Annotated in this window: 14 protein-coding genes and 3 tRNA genes; 10 read left to right on the top strand and 7 right to left on the bottom strand. The window is 51.8% G+C overall.

All coding sequences use genetic code 11. From position 1 onward, the window contains the following. Positions 1-458: 458 nt before the first annotated feature. From hemH to CUC53_RS17470, 4 genes are all read right to left on the bottom strand, one after another. Positions 459-1,433, bottom strand: coding sequence for a ferrochelatase (gene hemH / locus CUC53_RS17485; RefSeq protein WP_100295302.1), 975 nt, complete (start codon positions 1,431-1,433; stop codon positions 459-461). Positions 1,434-1,528: 95 nt separating this feature from the next. Then, complete coding sequence (gene adk, locus CUC53_RS17480) at positions 1,529-2,173, bottom strand: adenylate kinase (RefSeq protein ID WP_100295301.1); 645 nt, start codon at positions 2,171-2,173, stop codon at positions 1,529-1,531. A gap of 233 nt (positions 2,174-2,406) precedes the next feature. Further along, positions 2,407-3,165, bottom strand: a complete 759-nt coding sequence (gene miaE, locus CUC53_RS17475; protein ID WP_100295300.1) for a tRNA isopentenyl-2-thiomethyl-A-37 hydroxylase MiaE — start codon at positions 3,163-3,165, stop codon at positions 2,407-2,409. A gap of 122 nt (positions 3,166-3,287) precedes the next feature. Continuing rightward, complete coding sequence (locus tag CUC53_RS17470) at positions 3,288-3,758, bottom strand: glycine zipper 2TM domain-containing protein (RefSeq protein WP_100295299.1); 471 nt, start codon at positions 3,756-3,758, stop codon at positions 3,288-3,290. 20 nt (positions 3,759-3,778) lie between these two features. Here CUC53_RS17470 and aat point away from each other — a divergent pair, with 20 nt between their 5' ends. The 3 genes from aat to infA all read left to right on the top strand — a co-directional run bounded on the left by aat (position 3,779) and on the right by infA (position 5,486). Beyond that, positions 3,779-4,486, top strand: a complete 708-nt coding sequence (aat, locus tag CUC53_RS17465) for a leucyl/phenylalanyl-tRNA--protein transferase (RefSeq protein ID WP_100295298.1) — start codon at positions 3,779-3,781, stop codon at positions 4,484-4,486. Continuing rightward, positions 4,483-5,199: an arginyltransferase gene (locus CUC53_RS17460; RefSeq protein WP_100295297.1), complete on the top strand. Its 717-nt coding sequence runs from the start codon at positions 4,483-4,485 to the stop codon at positions 5,197-5,199. Before aat ends, CUC53_RS17460 begins: the two co-directional genes overlap by 4 nt. A 68-nt stretch (positions 5,200-5,267) precedes the next feature. Beyond that, complete coding sequence (gene infA, locus CUC53_RS17455; protein ID WP_005300033.1) at positions 5,268-5,486, top strand: translation initiation factor IF-1; 219 nt, start codon at positions 5,268-5,270, stop codon at positions 5,484-5,486. Positions 5,487-5,554: 68 nt separating this feature from the next. Here the strand turns inward: infA and clpA are convergent, their stop codons facing one another. Continuing rightward, the gene (clpA, locus tag CUC53_RS17450; protein ID WP_100295296.1) at positions 5,555-7,804 is read right to left on the bottom strand and encodes an ATP-dependent Clp protease ATP-binding subunit ClpA; all 2,250 of its coding nucleotides are present in this window, start codon (positions 7,802-7,804) and stop codon (positions 5,555-5,557) included. A 60-nt stretch (positions 7,805-7,864) separates the two neighbouring features. Then, the gene (gene clpS / locus CUC53_RS17445) at positions 7,865-8,182 is read right to left on the bottom strand and encodes an ATP-dependent Clp protease adapter ClpS (RefSeq protein WP_100295295.1); all 318 of its coding nucleotides are present in this window, start codon (positions 8,180-8,182) and stop codon (positions 7,865-7,867) included. 215 nt (positions 8,183-8,397) lie between these two features. Here clpS and cspD point away from each other — a divergent pair, with 215 nt between their 5' ends. After that, positions 8,398-8,616 (top strand): cold shock-like protein CspD, encoded by a 219-nt coding sequence (gene cspD / locus CUC53_RS17440; protein WP_100295294.1) that lies wholly within the window; start codon positions 8,398-8,400, stop codon positions 8,614-8,616. Positions 8,617-8,729: 113 nt separating this feature from the next. Here cspD and folD read toward each other — a convergent pair whose 3' ends face one another. Beyond that, positions 8,730-9,605, bottom strand: a complete 876-nt coding sequence (folD, locus tag CUC53_RS17435; protein WP_100295293.1) for a bifunctional methylenetetrahydrofolate dehydrogenase/methenyltetrahydrofolate cyclohydrolase FolD — start codon at positions 9,603-9,605, stop codon at positions 8,730-8,732. Between the two features lie 211 nt (positions 9,606-9,816). On the opposite strand from folD, the gene CUC53_RS17430 reads away from it, so the two are divergent. The 6 genes from CUC53_RS17430 (at position 9,817) to rplY (ending at position 15,712) form a co-directional block, all read left to right on the top strand. Next, a tRNA-Pro gene (locus CUC53_RS17430) sits at positions 9,817-9,893 on the top strand. A 35-nt stretch (positions 9,894-9,928) separates the two neighbouring features. Further along, a tRNA-Arg gene (locus tag CUC53_RS17425) sits at positions 9,929-10,005 on the top strand. Between the two features lie 76 nt (positions 10,006-10,081). Further along, a tRNA-His gene (locus CUC53_RS17420) sits at positions 10,082-10,157 on the top strand. A gap of 307 nt (positions 10,158-10,464) precedes the next feature. Beyond that, entirely contained in the window at positions 10,465-14,379 is a 3,915-nt protein-coding gene (gene hrpA, locus CUC53_RS17415) for an ATP-dependent RNA helicase HrpA (RefSeq protein ID WP_100295292.1), read from the top strand. Between the two features lie 89 nt (positions 14,380-14,468). After that, complete coding sequence (locus CUC53_RS17410; RefSeq protein ID WP_100295291.1) at positions 14,469-15,308, top strand: hypothetical protein; 840 nt, start codon at positions 14,469-14,471, stop codon at positions 15,306-15,308. A 116-nt stretch (positions 15,309-15,424) separates the two neighbouring features. After that, entirely contained in the window at positions 15,425-15,712 is a 288-nt protein-coding gene (gene rplY / locus CUC53_RS17405; RefSeq protein ID WP_024945378.1) for a 50S ribosomal protein L25, read from the top strand. Positions 15,713-15,745: the final 33 nt, after the last annotated feature.

The raw sequence follows: 15,745 nt of genomic DNA, 5'->3' as shown, positions 1-15,745 counted from the left end.
CTTCATGGTGGTCGCCTCTCTAATCAGTGGGAACTTACATTCGCCACTTTGGCACTCAGATGCCGTTTTGGGGAGGGGCGACCATCCCATTCACGCCGGTCAATGGCTAAAAACATGTGTTGCTTGCCTTCCTCCAAACGTAACTCGCCACTGTCGATATACAAGTAACCCATTTTTGTCGGTTCAAACTGTTCACGTTGGTTTTTGTTCTGTTGCTGATTGGGGCGCTTGCTAATGCCATGTCGTATAAGACAGCGATGAAGGGCACGACGAGTGAGTTGTGGGAGGGCTTCGCGCAAATGCCCCAACGAGTCGTCCAGAGGCAGAAGGGTTCGTCGCCTGAACTCCCCGACCATATACTCTTCCCCGCCAGTCAGGCTTAACTGACTGGCATGACATACTTGGCCTCTTCTCATTTTAAATTTTGCTCAATTGGGGCGATGTGATTGCCAGCCCCCTTATGCTAACTCGCGGCAGATCAGTGAGACCATCATCCGGATATGGGCCTGATCGCTATTGAGTGCCGGAATATAACTAAACTGCTCGCCCCCCGCATCGAGGAACCCCTCCCGATTCTGTACTTGGATCTCTTCGAGGGTTTCGAGACAATCTGCCGCAAATGCCGGACAGATGACATCGAGACGTTTTATTCCCCGTGTAGGCAAGCTGGCAATCGTTTCGTCGGTATAGGGTTTTAGCCACTCTTCCTTACCAAATCGAGATTGGAAACTTGCCGTCCACCCCCCGTCGGTCAATTCCAGTGCTTCGGCTAATAATGCTGCGGTACGTCGACACTGGTGGCCATAGGGATCGCCCTCATGTTCGTAACGCTCAGGTATCCCATGAAATGACATCAATAGGTGATCACCTTGGCCATGTTGCTCCCAATGACGACGAACACTCATGGCGAGGGCCTGAATGTATTCTGGATGGGCATGGTAATCACGGATCAGCCGCATCACAGGGAGATTACGCTCCTGCTTCATCACTTTGGCCCAACCATCAAATACCGATGCGGTGGTGCTGACGGAATATTGTGGATAGAGCGGCAACAAAATAACTCGATTGACCCCCTTTTCCTTCAGTGCTTGCCATCCCTCATCAATGGATGGGGAACCATAGCTCATGGCTAATGCCACCGGGACATCCACTCCTTCCCGCTTGAGTTCTTGCTCCAATGCACTGCGCTGCTGTTGGCTTATCACCATCAGTGGGGAGCCTTGCTCGGTCCATACTTGCTGATACAGCTTGGCAACCTTGGGAGAGCGAGTCGGTAAAATGATGAAGTGCAGGAGTGGGCACCAAAGATAACGAGGGAGATCGACCACCCTAGGATCGTGTAAAAACTGGCAAAGAAACGCCTTGACGGCGGCAGTGGTTGGGGCGGCTGGGGTTCCCAGATTAACCAGCAATACTCCGGTTTTGGTGGTCACTGTGGCTTCCTATCTCATCTCGTTAAGCAAAAAAGGGCCCTATCGGACCCTTCGCTTGATCTATCTTATGGCACATCGCTGCATCAACAAACCCGTTACCCCAATATAGTGGCAAGCCGCTTGCTGACCAGTTCCACTGGCTGAGTGCCATCAATCTTCACATAGTGGGTGTTGCCAGCCGCAGCCTCTTTGCCGTAAAAGCCGATCAGCGGTGCGGTCTGTTGGTGATACACCTCTAGGCGTTTACGCACTGTGCTCTCTTCATCATCAGCACGGATCACCAACTCTTCACCAGTTACGTCATCTTTACCGTCGACTTTCGGCGGGTTAAAGACCACATGGTAGGTGCGACCAGACCCTGAGTGAACACGACGGCCGCTCATGCGCTTGACGATCTCTTCATCTGGCACATCAAACTCCAGTACAAAGTCGACCACGACACCCGCATCTTTCATGGCTTGTGCTTGAGGTATCGTGCGCGGAAAACCATCCAACAGGAAGCCGCTAACGCAATCAGGTTGGGCAATACGCTCTTTGACCAGCCCGATAATGATGTCATCGGAGACCAACTGACCCGCGTCCATCACAGCTTTGGCTTTCATACCCAGCTCAGTGCCCGCTTTGATTGCCGCACGCAGCATATCGCCGGTAGAGATCTGGGGAATACCGTGTTTTTCCATGATGAACTGAGCCTGAGTGCCTTTGCCAGCACCCGGAGCCCCCAACAGAACAATGCGCATACACGCTCCTATTGATTGGTTATTCAAATCTTGCGAAGGCAAAAAAGTACACGGTTTCAGTCATCTCTACAAGCTAAGCCCATTTGAGTGGCCATTTTATCACCAAAACATCGGGATATAACGGCCATAGGATGTGATGAGGCTAACGAAAAAATGAGTGAACATGCACAGGCTCATGGCCGGTCTGAATTGGGATGTCACGCAGATATAAGCGCACCACGCTGGTACGCTACTCAGCGCTCCCCCCGCGAGCGTGGCACACCACTGTGGAAACGAAACTGCTCATCGGGCGCGCAAATCAACGCCGCTTCAAGCTGGCCAAAATAGCTCACCCGTTCGCTGATATCTTCACCGGCATAGTGAGCCGCTAACGTCAAATAGTCCTGATAGTGGCGCGCTTCAGAGCGCAGTAACGATAGGTAAAAGCGCGCTAACTCATCGTCTAAATAGGGGGCTAACTTGGCGAAACGCTCACAAGAACGCGCTTCTATATAAGCACCGATGATTAACTTATCGACAATAGTGGCTGGTTCATAGGTACGTACATGTTGCATCAGCGCTCGGGCATAACGGGATGCATTGACAGGGCCATATGGGATATTACGTGCGGCCATGATCTCCAATACCTGCTCAAAGTGGTGCAGCTCTTCTTGGATAAGACGCACCATGGGAAACAGCAGTGGATTACGTTCTAGTTCAGCAAATACCGTGCGTGACACGTCTGCCATGGTCCGTTTGCCAAGAATTTCTGCTTTCTCTGGTAAAGCATCAAGTTCCCGATAAAACGCCAATTGGGGTAATAGATGGCGCTTTCCTTTCGGTAAACAGTAGCGACGAACCAAGCTGTGGGCTGTTAAGGCCGCTTTATTCTCACAGTTCGCGTGATCAATCAGCAAAGTGGGCAAATTGGCTGGGTCTTGCGCCATTGCAATCCACTCATCAGGGGTCTCGCAATGCAAAAACTGGCGCACGGGGGCTAACAAATCATCCATCGGTGTTCTCATTTGTTGATACGGCATAAACAACCATGACAAAGGGCATGATGCTACCGGATCATCGAGATACTGCCCAGCCATGACGCACATGGCCAGACTGGGGCTATGTTGCTCTGATCTTAATATGTTTTATCGACGCGAACCCCGTCGTCAAAGTAGAGGATCCGAACCTTATCTCCCTGACTAAAGACCATGGCCGGATCGTAATCTTGGATCACATTAATCAACGTATGCTGTTCATTGCGGATCAGCAGCTCCACTAATCTGTTTTCGACGACAGTCTCATTAGATTGATAGTGTTGCACGGCAGCCGCCCCCGCTAATGCCCCCACTGCCGTGGCAATTTCACGGCCATGACCACCACCAAATTGGTTGCCTAATAGCCCTCCGAGCACCGCACCACCTAGGGTCTTCCAACCTGATTGTTCGGATTCCAACATTTGCCGCTGAGTAATATTGCGCAGTGTTTCAATTTGTCCAAACACCACTTGGTTGACTGGGCGAGCGCTATTGCGCTCATAGATTTTCGCCTGTGTTGGTGCCGTGACAAAGCAGATCAAGCTGGATACTATCAGAATAGTGGCCTTCATTATGTGAACCTCGTTGCCTTATGTCTCGCTATCTTACCCAGTTGGATGATGAGCTTTACTGGTTTCCCGACCCTGTTCATGCCTTGGAAGAGCCTAATGGGCTGCTCGCAATTGGCGGAGACCTCTCCCCAGGTCGATTACTGGCAGCCTACCACAAGGGAATATTTCCCTGGAATGAACCCCATCAGCCGATCCTGTGGTGGTCACCCGATCCTCGGGGGGTGATAGAGCCGCACCACCTCCATGTCGGCCGTACCTTGCGTAAGCTATTACGCAATACGCCATTCGATATCTCGGTAAATTGCGCCTTTGATGAAGTGATCACTGCTTGCGCCGGACCTCGTCGCACTGCAAGTGGCACCTGGATAAGTGAGCCCATGATCAGTGCCTATCAACACCTGCACCGCCAAGGGCATGCCCATTCAATCGAAATATGGCAGCGAGGAGAGCTACAAGCAGGGCTTTATGGCCTCTCGCTCGGTCGTTTATTTTGTGGCGAGTCGATGTTCAGTCGGATCGATCATGGCGCTAAATTCGCCATGATCGCGCTTTGTCGCCATTTCGCCCGCCACGGGGGCACATTGATCGATTGCCAAATGCAGAATCCTTTTTTGGCCACACTAGGGATAACAGAGTGGCCAAGAGCCCTATTTCTGACTGAGTTAGCGGAGCTGACTAAACAACCCCTACAGGCATCATGCTGGCAGCAAGGAGAAATCAGCCTATGACGGAAGAAGTGATCCTAAAAGTAGGGCTAACCCCTCAGCATCCTTGTAGCTACTTGGGACATGAGCAGGAGCAGTTGCTTGTGTTGATGGACCATAGTTTGCTCAATGCAACCGGTTACGAGCGGCTACTCACCGCAGGCTTTCGCCGCAGCGGCAACGATATCTATCGTCCTCACTGTCCAGCTTGTAATGCCTGCCAATCCTTGCGTATTCACAGCGAACAATTTCAACCAAGCCGTAGCCAAAAACGCATCCGCCAACTCAATCAAGATATTGAGCTGATTTTTAGCTACGATGATAAGCCCGAATATTATCAGCTCTACGAGCGCTACATCCGTGAGCGCCATCATGACGGCAGCATGTACCCCCCGAGCCACTCCCAATATCAAGGCTTTCTTCATTGTGATTGGATGCCCCCCCTGTATTTAGAAATGCGCCACCAGCATCGGTTAGTGGGGGTCGCAACCACTGATTTACTCCCACACTCACTCAGTGCTATGTACACCTTCTTTGACCCCGACTTTGCTGATCGCTCTTTAGGTACGTTTGCCATTCTCTCGCAACTAGATTTGGCCAGAAAAACTAACCGTAAATGGCTATATCTTGGCTATCTGGTAGAGGCATGTCGCAAAATGAATTACAAACGCAAATACCATCCCCATGAGCGACTGATCCAAGGCGAGTGGAAAATTATCGACAGTAAGTCCGAGTAAACTTTACACATTGCCTTAAATCCGGCATGATCGGCCGGATTTTTGTTGTGGCTTATCAAGAGGATTCAATGGCTAAAGAAGACAGTATTGAGATGCAGGGCACTATTCTCGAAACCCTGCCCAATACCATGTTCCGTGTGGAACTGGAGAATGGTCACGTGGTTATCGCTCATATTTCCGGCAAGATGCGCAAAAACTACATTCGTATCCTGACTGGAGACAAAGTAACGGTAGCTCTGACACCGTACGATCTTTCCAAAGGACGTATTGTTTTCCGCTCTCGCTAAGCCAGGAATTCAACAAAAAACCCCGACCTTTCGGTTGGGGTTTTTTGTCATTTCCTGATAACTGCCGCTTAGTGGGGAACAGCTTCAACATTGACATGAAAATCAAAGCTGAGGCTGTCATTAATTAAATCCACTTTCACAATCCCCCCATCAACCAATGAACCGAACAAGATTTCATTGGCTAGCGGCTTTTTAAGATGCTCTTGGATCACCCGACCCATAGGTCTTGCTCCCATTGCTCTATCATATCCCTTTTCAGCTAACCAATGCCGTACATCTTCTGACAGTTCTAGCGATACCCCCTTAGCATCCAACTGGACCTGTAATTCGACGATAAATTTGTCCACGACCTGATGGATCACTGTCATATCGAGATGATTGAACCAGATAGTGTGATCCAGCCTGTTACGAAACTCAGGGCTAAACGTTTTATTGATCACGGCCATCGCATCATGACTCAGATCCTGTTGTTGGAACCCTATCGATTTGCGCTGTGTTTCCTGCACTCCAGCATTGGTTGTCATAACTAAGATCACATTACGGAAGTCCGCTTTACGTCCATTGTTATCCGTCAGCGTGCCGTTATCCATCACTTGCAGTAACAAATTGAACACATCAGGATGAGCCTTTTCGATTTCATCAAGCAGCACTACTGAATGAGGGTGTTTCAGTACTGCATCGGTCAGCAATCCACCTTGCTCAAAGCCCACATATCCCGGAGGAGCACCGATCAGACGAGAGACGGTATGACGCTCCATATACTCAGACATATCAAACCGTAGCATTTCAACGCCAAGCGCTTTCCCTAACTGCTGAGTTACCTCAGTCTTACCCACACCGGTTGGTCCAGCAAACAAGAAACAACCTACTGGACGTCGTTCGTTTCCCAAACCTGAGCGAGAAAGACGGATGGCATCCGTGAGCACCTCGATGGCTTTATCCTGACCAAAAACCACCATTTTGAGATTACGTTCTAGGTTTTTAAGTACTTCTTTATCGGAAGAAGAGACTGACTTTTCAGGGATCCGAGCTATCTTGGCAACTATTGCTTCAATTTCAGGTACGTTGATCACCTTTTTACGTTTGCTTGCTGATAACAAACGCTGACTTGCACCAGCTTCGTCGATTACATCGATAGCTTTGTCTGGCAAATGGCGATCATTAATGTATTTGGCAGATAATTCGACAGCTGCACGGATCGCTTTGACGGTATAACGCACGCCATGATGAGACTCATAACGACTTTTAAGCCCCATAAGAATGCGAGTTGTATCATCAATAGTTGGTTCAACAATATCAATTTTCTGGAAGCGACGCGCTAACGCACGGTCTTTCTCAAATATCTGCGAGTACTCCTGATATGTGGTTGAGCCTACACAACGTAGTAAACCATTTGAGAGTAATGGCTTTATTAGATTTGCAGCATCAAGCTGCCCACCAGATGCTGCGCCAGCACCAATGATTGTATGGATCTCATCAATAAATAGAATCGCACCTTCTTGGCGTTCTATTTGCTTTAATAATACTTTCAGTCGCTTCTCAAAGTCGCCGCGATATTTGGTCCCAGCCAACAGAGACCCCATATCGAGTGAATATATGGTGCTATTTGCGATAACTTCAGGAACATCTCCCTTAACTATTCGATAAGCGAGTCCCTCCGCAATAGCTGTTTTACCTACACCAGCCTCACCAACTAATAAGGGATTATTTTTACGGCGACGACATAAAACTTGAATAGTTCTATTGAGCTCTTGATCTCTACCAATAAGTGGGTCGATACGCCCTTCTAGCACCATTTGGTTGAGATTAGTTGCAAAGCTCTCTATCTGAGCAGCTGATACATCATCATCAGATTCCGAATTATTCCCAACCTCCGGTTTATTGTCTTTACGTACACCATGAGAGAGAAAATTAACTACATCAAGACGACTGATTTCAGCCTTTTTCAAAAAGTATGCTGCTTGTGATTCTTGTTCACTAAAAATAGCCACCAATACATTCGCACCACTCACCTCCGTATTCCCAGATGACTGAACATGGAATACCGCCCGCTGCAATACACGCTGAAAGCCCAACGTTGGTTGGGTTTCCCTATCTTCGTCATTTAAAGGGATCAGTGGTGTAGTTTGACTAATAAATGTGCGAATATCCTTGCGCATCTGATCAACATCTGCACCACAAGAACTCAGCGCTTCATGGGCCGAGGTGTTATCCAAAAGGGCTAACAACAGGTGCTCGACAGTCATAAACTCGTGGCGCTCATCACGAGCTAGCTTGAACGCTTCATTTAGCGTCTTTTCCAGATCTTTATTCAACATAGGCACCTCCCCTAAGTACAGCAACAATGTGGTGTCACGTTATCTATCCAGTCATCAGATTCAAGCCTTTTCCATAGTACACAGCAGTGGGTGTTCATTGTTACGTGAATAGGTGTTGACTTGGACCACCTTGGTTTCAGCTATCTCGGCAGTAAATACGCCACAGACTCCCTTACCACTATAATGCACGTTAAGCATAATATGAGTTGCCTTATCCAAATCCATACCAAAGAACTTTTGCAGGATCTCTATCACAAATTCCATTGGTGTGTAGTCATCATTATTCAATATAACTTTATACATTGGTGGCGGTTCTAGTTTGGTTTTAGCTGTTTCCGCAATCTCTTCATTAGTAGTGAGTTCTTTTAGCTTGCTCATAGTCGCGCTTTAACACCTCTAGATTACTACCGTCTCTTAGAAGCTTGTCAACAGACATGTTAACCAGATCACATCATTTATTAACAATTTCTTGACTAGCTCAAAAGTTAGACTAAATTGGTTACTTGCTAATCTGCGCACCCCAATTTTAGTTATAGTGGGCAGGCGCAGGTTACTCAACGACTTCTGGGTAATCAATAAAAGGATGTAGATGTATGGCAACCGGAACAGTTAAGTGGTTTAACAACGCAAAAGGATTCGGTTTTATCTGTCCGGAAGGGGGTGGTGAAGATATCTTCGCTCATTACTCCACAATTCAAATGGACGGCTACAAAACCCTAAAAGCAGGCCAGGCAGTCAATTTTGAACTTCAGCAGGGCCCTAAAGGGAACCATGCCGCATCAATTGTGCCAAACGAAGCACAAAATATGTAATTTTAAACATTGGATAAATAAAAAACCGGTTTCTTTAAAGAAACCGGTTTTTTATTTTAGATAAGGAAAATTACTGATCAGGTTCTAAACCGGATGGCCATTACCCAAAAAAATCAGCTGACACTCATATCAACACTATCGTGGTAATCACAACAAGCATCTAATGTGTTCTCCATCAAACTCGCCACCGTCATTGGACCGACGCCCCCCGGCACAGGAGTAATAAATGCGGCATGGCTTTTCGCCGTTTCAAACTCGACATCACCCACAAGAGAGCCATCAGCCAAACGATTTATCCCAACATCAATCACAAGCGCGCCGGGTTTTATCCACTCGCCAGGAATAAAATTAGGCTTACCCACCGCGACGACCAACAAATCGGCACGACGCACTTGCTCCTCTAGGTCGCGAGTAAAACGGTGACACGTGGTGGTTGTGCAACCTGCCAGCAGTAATTCGAGCGTCATCGGCCGACCAACGATATTCGATGCTCCGACCACAACCGCATGTAAACCATGGGTTTTAATGCCGGTGGCTGCGATTAGCGTCATAATGCCTTTCGGTGTACAGGGACGCAAAGCAGGAATGCGCTGAGCCAATCGCCCAACGTTATAGGGATGAAAACCATCGACATCTTTGTCTGGGCGGATCCGCTCCAATACTTGGGTAGCATCAACGTGGCTAGGCAATGGCAACTGAACCAAAATACCGTCAACCTCAGCATCGTCATTGAGTTTTTCAATCAAATTCAATAACTCTGCTTGGCTCGCAGTGGCACTGAGATCATAAGAACGAGAGATAAACCCAACCTCTTCACAAGCACGTCGTTTACTACCGACATACACTTGAGAAGCAGGGTCTGCGCCAACCAGAATAACGGCCAGACCAGGCGCCCGTTTCCCTGCCATTAATCGCTGTTGGACCTTTTCTGCAACCTGACTACGAATCGTTTGCGCAACCTGTTTTCCATCTATAATTTTGGCCGACATGCTTCCCTCTTACGCCTAACTACACTGCCGTCCATTATCACATTTTTTTAGTCCGGATGTTAGCACTGACGCGGACAAACCACGTTGTGAGTAATAAGTAGACGTTTGAATTTAAAAGAAGAAAAAGGGATTGACGCTAGTCAATACGCTTGGGTATGATGCCGCCCCAATCGCATGACATGGCCTGTACATCATGCATGCACCCCACTTTCGGTGATTAGCGCAGTCCGGTAGCGCATCTGGTTTGGGACCAGAGGGTCAAAGGTTCGAATCCTTTATCACCGACCATCGTTTTCTTATCGGCATACAAGCGGGTAAGAAAGGCGCCCTTAGCTCAGTTGGATAGAGCAACGGCCTTCTAAGCCGTGGGTCGCAGGTTCGAATCCTGCAGGGCGCGCCATTAGGTAGAGTAGATACCAACTCCTGATCCATCGTTTTTTAATTGGTGCGAGCACGGATTGATTTCTATCCCGATGGTGGCTGTAGCTCAGTTGGTAGAGTCCCGGATTGTGATTCCGGTTGTCGTGGGTTCGAGCCCCATCAGCCACCCCATTGTTCCCGCATTCCCTCTAATATGTTCTCTATCATAACGTCCTATTATGACCCAATGCCCTTGCTTGGAGCCAACATCTCCAGCCCAGCAAGCGGATAACTGCCCTCGCCCACTCCTCATGCTCACTTCCGACATGGCAAGTAGAACCAGCCAAATCACCCGAACACAACGCGCTGTATTAGTTACTGAAACTGCGCATGCTCACCATGCTACTCATTAAGCTTGCACCGTTCCCGCTCGCTCTTTAGGATCGCTCGCAGCTTATCGATATGGCCCCTCTGGGCACCTATTTAAGGAATTCGTACCTTGTCTCTCTCTATCGAGGCGCTGCGCCGCCGTCTCTCTGCGTGTATGAATCTCGACGCCCGCCGCCTTTCCAGCCGTCTGCATGGGGTTAAGAAGCTGTCTGAAGGCAAACAGGCCGCCGTGCTTGAGACCATTGCTACTGATCTGGATGCCGCACAAGCGCGTTACCAGTCCCGCCTAGCCGGTGCGCCCAAGGTGACCTATCCGGATAATTTACCGGTCAGCCAGAAGCAGGCGGAGATCGCCAAGGCGATCCAAGATCATCAGGTGGTGATCATCGCCGGGGAAACCGGCTCGGGCAAAACCACCCAGATCCCCAAGATCTGTCTGGCGCTCGGGCGCGGAGTGAAGGGCTTTATCGGCCACACCCAGCCGCGCCGTCTGGCGGCCCGCACCGTGGCGGCCCGTATTGCCGAAGAGATGGCGTCCGAACTTGGGCATTACGTGGGTTACAAGGTGCGCTTTACCGATCAGGTCAGCGAACAGACCCACATCAAGCTGATGACCGACGGTATCCTGCTGGCCGAGATCCAGAACGATCGGATGCTTACCCAGTACGACACCATCATCATCGACGAGGCCCACGAGCGCAGCCTCAACATCGACTTCATTCTGGGCTATCTGAAACAGCTGCTGCCCAAGCGCCCCGATCTCAAGGTGATCATCACCTCGGCCACCATCGACCCGCAGCGCTTCTCCCGCCATTTCAACAAGGCGCCGGTGATCGAGGTATCCGGCCGCACCTATCCGGTGGAGGTGCGCTACCGTCCGCTATTTGTTGATAAAAAAAGCAGTGATAAAAGTGAAGGGCTGGAAGAGCGCGATGAACTGCAGGGGATCTTCGATGCGGTGGAAGAGCTGGCCCGCGAAGGGCTGGGGGACATCCTCATCTTCATGAACGGCGAGCGGGAGATCCGCGATACCACCGATGCCCTGCGCAAGCTCAACCTGCGCGATACCGAGGTGCTGCCGCTCTACGCCCGTCTCTCTAACGCCGAGCAGAACAAGGTGTTTCAGCAACACGCCGGCCGGCGCATCGTGCTCGCCACCAACGTGGCGGAGACCTCGTTGACGGTGCCGGGCATTCGTTACGTCATCGATCCGGGCACCGCCCGCATCAGCCGTTACTCCTGGCGGACCAAGGTGCAGCGCCTGCCTATCGAGCCGGTCTCCCAGGCCAGCGCCAACCAGCGTAAAGGGCGCTGCGGTCGGGTGGCGGACGGTATCTGTATCCGTCTCTACTCCGAGGAAGATTTCAACAACCGTCCGGCCTTTACCGACCCCGAGATCCTGCGCACCAACCTGGCATCGGTCATTTTGCAGATGTTGGCGCTCGGCCTTGGCAACATGGAGGCCTTCCCCTTCGTCGAGCCGCCAGAGTCGCGTCATATCAAGGATGGCCTGACCCTGCTCAAAGAGTTGGAGGCAGTCAAAGAGCTGCCTGGCACGCGGGATCATGAACCCAAATTACAGCTGACTGAAACCGGTCGCCAGCTCTCGCGTATCCCCCTTGATCCCCGTCTGGCGAAGATGGTGATCAGCGCGGCGCAAACCGGCTGCCTGAGTGAGGTGATGGTGATCACGGCAGGCCTCAGCATTCAGGATCCCCGCGAGCGGCCCATGGAGAAAAAACAGGCCGCCGACGAGCAGCACCGACGCTTTGAAGACAAAGATTCCGATTTCCTCGCCTTCGTCAATCTGTGGAACTACCTGCAAGAGCAGCAGAACGACCTTGGCAGCAACCCGTTCCGGCGCATGTGCCAGAAAGAGTTTCTCTCCTACCTGCGGGTACGCGAGTGGCAGGACATTCACTTCCAGCTACGCCAGACGGTGAAAGAGCTGGGCTTTAAAGCCAACCAAGTACCAACCGATTTTAAAACCCTGCACTGCGCCCTACTGACCGGCCTGTTGAGCCATATCGGCAATAAGGATCTGGAAAAGCCCGAGTTCCTTGGCGCTCGCAATGGCCGCTTCCACCTCTTCCCAGCCTCGGGGCTGTTCAAAAAACCGCCCAAGTGGGTGATGGCCGCAGAATTGGTGGAAACCTCGCGCCTCTACGCTCGCATCAATGCCAAGATTGAGCCCGAGTGGGTGGAGCCGCTGGCAGGCCACCTCATCAAGCTGCACCACAGCGATCCTCACTGGTCGAAGAAAAATGGCGCCGTGATGGCCAAGGAGAAGGTGACGCTGTATGGCCTGACGCTCATCAATGAGCGCATCATCAACTTCAGCCGTATCGATCCGGCGCTGTGCCGCGAGCTGTTTATCCGCCGCGCCCTGGTGGAGGGGGATTTCGAGACCCGTCACCGTTTCTTTAGCGATAACCGCAAGCTGTTGGCCGAGGTGGAGGCGCTGGAGCACAAATCCCGTCGGCGCGACATTCTGGTGGATGACGAGGATCTGTTCCGCTTCTACGATGCCCGTTTGCCGGAGGAGGTGATATCAAGCCGCCACTTCGACAAGTGGTGGAAGGAGGCACAAAAGCAAGACGCCGAGCTGCTCAACTTCGAAAAAGAGATGCTGATGAAGGGGGATGCGGCCCACATCAGCGATCTCGACTACCCCAACTTCTGGCAGCAGGGGCGCCTCAAGCTCAAGCTGACCTATCAGTTCGAGCCGGGGGAAGCGGCGGATGGCGTGACCCTGCATATCCCGCTGCCGCTCCTGAATCAGGTAGAGGTGAAGGGGTTCGAGTGGTTGATCCCGGGGCTGCGCCATGAGCTGTTGGTGGCTCTCATCAAGTCGATGCCAAAGCCGATGCGCAAAAACTTCGTGCCGGCGCCGAACTATGCCGATGCACTGCTCGCCAGCATCAACTCCGAGCAGGGGCCGCTCTTGGACGAGATGGAACGTCAGCTGCGCCGCATGACCGGTGTCACTGTACCTCGCGAATCCTGGGACTGGGCTGCGGTGCCCGATCACCTGAAACTTACCTTCCGGGTGGTGGACGACAAACACAAGAAGGTGGCCGAAGGCAAGGACCTGGAGGCGCTTAAAGAGTCGCTGCGCGGCAAGGTACAGGAGACCCTCTCCCAAGTCGCAGACGATGATATCGAGCAGTCCGGCCTCACCCTGTGGAGCTTTGGCGAGCTACCGCAGGAGTACAGCCAGAAGCGCGGCGGCTTCGAGGTGAAAGCCTATCCGGCGTTGGTAGACGAGAAAGATTCGGTGGCCATTCAGCTGGTGGAGAGCCCGGTGGTGCAGCAGCAACTGATGTGGGCGGGCCAGCGCCGACTGGTGCTGCTCAACGTGCCATCCCCCATCAAATACCTGCAGGAGAAGCTGCCCAACAAAGCCAAGCTCGGGCTCTATTTCAACCCGTTTGGCAAGGTGGCGGAGCTGATTGACGACTGTATCGCCTGCGGTTGCGACAAGCTGATTGAGCAGCACGGTGGGCTGGCCTGGGATGAAGCCGGTTTCGAGGCGCTCAAGGAGTTTGTTCGCGCCGAGCTCAACGATGCGGTAGTGGAAGTGGCCAAGCAGGTAGAAGCCGTGCTAACCCTCTCCCATGAGATCAAGAAGCGGCTCAAGGGCAAGATGCAGCTCGACACCGCTTTTGCTATGTCCGATATCCAGCAGCAATTGGGCAACCTTATTCACAAGGGCTTTGTCACCGAGACCGGCTGGCAGCGGCTGCCAGACTTGCTGCGCTATCTGCGCGCCATCGAACGACGTCTGGAGAAGCTGGCTATCGATCCCAACCGGGATCGGGTCTACATGCTCAAAGTGCACAGCGTGGAGTCGGAGTACAAGGCGCTGCTGGCCAAGATCCCCAAATCCCAGCTTATTCCCACCGAGGTGGCCGCTATCCGCTGGATGATCGAGGAGCTGCGGGTGTCATTTTTTGCCCAGCAACTGGGCACACCCTATCCGATCTCTGATAAACGAGTGCTCAATGCGATCGCCCAGTGTTAAGCTACCGTCAATGTTAACTAAATGATTTACATCATGAATCAGGTGGGGAAAGGCTATTTTCCCTGCCTTTAAGCTGGGGGGAGGCAAGGATGCTGGGGATCTGGTTAAGTGCGATGCAGGTGGTGATCAGCGGTTATCAACCGCTGGCGGAGCAAACGTGGGTGCAGCTAAATCCAGAGTATTATCCCTTGGCGCGCACCCCACCGAGCATCTTTGTGGCGTGGCGTGGTAATCAGTACCCCCCTCTTGACCAACAGCAGAAAAATGGCCGTTGGCAGCTCCTGTTTCCTGCTCGTTTGGTGCCGCCCTTTGACCTGTTTGAAGGAGAGGCGCAACTCTCTAAAGCTTATCTGGCCCGCTTAAAGCGCATTGATGAACTGGCTTATGGCGTCGCGTTGAACCAAGCGGCGGCTCGTCTTGAGGCAAACCAGTGGCCTGATGGGGCCCCGATCGTCCCTGTTATCCCAGAATTTATACTGCCCATAGAAATCGCTGGAGGGGCCATGGTAACAGGCATGCCGCAGTGGGTACGAGAGGGAAGCGCCCAACGCGCCAAGGCCATAAAGCCCACTCGCCCCCACTTAGAGCCTGTCTCCCATGCCTCTCCCCCCTCCCCACCTGCGCAGCAGCGCGTGGCGGCGACATCACGCCAACCCGCCGTCAGTAAAGGGCGGCAGCTGTGTCATCAGGTGGCAGCAGGTGAGACATTGTGGCAAATTGCAAGCCACCTCGCTCAGCAGCGGAGGACGGATACCTACAGTTTCTTATTGGCACTGGCCCAAGAGAATCGTGTCGGTAACCGAGCAACCACTCAGGTCAATACCGGGGCTCGTCTCTACTGCCCGCGTGCACAGACGTTGGCGCACTTTGAGGCGTTAGGCCCCAGCCAGCGCAAGCAACAGTTTGCGCGCCTCGCCCAAAGCGAGTAACCCTACGGCGCTTGGCTTGTGTCCCCGATTACCCCGTGCTAGTATTCGCGCTCGTTTTGCGAGGTGGTGACCGGTCGCAGTCAACACCATACATTCATCTATATGAGATAAACACTATGTCTTTCGTATTCCAAGCTGAAGTCCGTTCTGACCTGGGGAAAGGTGCGAGCCGCCGCCTGCGTCACGCTGACCAAGTTCCTGCCATCGTTTACGGTGCCGGTAAAGAAGCCCAGTCCATCACTGTTGACCACAAGAAATTCATCTTGGCTCAAGAGAAGCCTGAATTTTATGAGTCAGTACTGACCCTCGTCATCAATGGCGAAGAAGTTAACGTCAAAGTGAAAGCGATCCAGCGTCACCCTGTACGTTACAAGCTGGTTCACTTGGATTTCGTTCGCGTCTAATCGCCAGCGTATTCAGATGACAAAAAAGCCACT

This window comes from Aeromonas cavernicola (assembly GCF_002795305.1).
In the GTDB taxonomy this organism is placed as follows: Bacteria; Pseudomonadota; Gammaproteobacteria; order Enterobacterales; family Aeromonadaceae; genus Aeromonas; species Aeromonas cavernicola.
This window is presented reverse-complemented; position numbering and strand designations above follow the sequence as displayed.

Bases quoted from the DNA above. Each gene is read 5' to 3' on its own strand.
- adk (WP_100295301.1), bottom strand. From the start codon at position 2,173: ATGCGCATTGTTCTGTTGGGGGCTCCGGGTGCTGGCAAAGGCACTCAG.
- miaE (WP_100295300.1), bottom strand. From the start codon at position 3,165: ATGGATGATTTGTTAGCCCCCGTGCGCCAGTTTTTGCATTGCGAGACC.
- CUC53_RS17470 (WP_100295299.1), bottom strand. From the start codon at position 3,758: ATGAAGGCCACTATTCTGATAGTATCCAGCTTGATCTGCTTTGTCACG.
- aat (WP_100295298.1), top strand. From the start codon at position 3,779: ATGTCTCGCTATCTTACCCAGTTGGATGATGAGCTTTACTGGTTTCCC.
- CUC53_RS17460 (WP_100295297.1), top strand. From the start codon at position 4,483: ATGACGGAAGAAGTGATCCTAAAAGTAGGGCTAACCCCTCAGCATCCT.
- infA (WP_005300033.1), top strand. From the start codon at position 5,268: ATGGCTAAAGAAGACAGTATTGAGATGCAGGGCACTATTCTCGAAACC.
- clpA (WP_100295296.1), bottom strand. From the start codon at position 7,804: ATGTTGAATAAAGATCTGGAAAAGACGCTAAATGAAGCGTTCAAGCTA.
- clpS (WP_100295295.1), bottom strand. From the start codon at position 8,182: ATGAGCAAGCTAAAAGAACTCACTACTAATGAAGAGATTGCGGAAACA.
- cspD (WP_100295294.1), top strand. From the start codon at position 8,398: ATGGCAACCGGAACAGTTAAGTGGTTTAACAACGCAAAAGGATTCGGT.
- folD (WP_100295293.1), bottom strand. From the start codon at position 9,605: ATGTCGGCCAAAATTATAGATGGAAAACAGGTTGCGCAAACGATTCGT.
- CUC53_RS17410 (WP_100295291.1), top strand. From the start codon at position 14,469: ATGCTGGGGATCTGGTTAAGTGCGATGCAGGTGGTGATCAGCGGTTAT.
- rplY (WP_024945378.1), top strand. From the start codon at position 15,425: ATGTCTTTCGTATTCCAAGCTGAAGTCCGTTCTGACCTGGGGAAAGGT.